The sequence below is a fragment of the Vibrio sp. 970 genome, from assembly GCF_033339075.1.
In genome coordinates, this window is record NZ_JAWOTW010000785.1 from 1 (window position 1) to 524 (window position 524).

Sequence of the window (524 nt, forward strand, 5' to 3'; positions counted from 1 at the left end):
TATTGGTTTTCAGGTTGGGAGCAAACGCGTTGTGCGCAAGAGTTCCAACTATTACTTACACTGATTAATGCAGGTGTTCATGTGCCAAGGCCAATTGCTGCGAGAGCTGTGAAATCTGGATTGACATATCAGGCCGATTTATTGAGTGAGCGCATTCCTAACGCAAGAGACCTGGTCAGTATCTTGCAGGAAAAACCGTTACCGGAAGGAATGTATCAAAAAATAGGGCAAGAAATTGCCAAAATGCACAACGCTGGCGTTAATCACACAGACCTGAATATCCACAACATCTTGATCGATGACAAAGATAAAGTGTGGATTATTGATTTTGATAAGTGCCGCAAACAAGAGCACGGCGACTGGAAAAAGCAAAACTTAGAAAGGCTTCTTCGCTCATTCAAAAAAGAACTGCTCAAACGCCAAATCATTTGGCAAGCGTCCGATTTTGATCATGTACAAAAAAGTCACACTGAAAATACGTAAAGTGAGCTTTTTGTCAGTTATTCGTGAGACAATCCAATAGC

General features: G+C 41.6%; 1 protein-coding gene. It reads left to right on the plus strand.

Annotation, left to right across the window (positions count from 1 at the left end):
- Positions 1-483: 3-deoxy-D-manno-octulosonic acid kinase (locus tag R7Q11_RS29170; protein ID WP_225467344.1), on the plus strand; the 483-nt coding region annotated here is incomplete at its 5' end.
- Between the last annotated feature and the right edge of the window lie 41 nt (positions 484-524).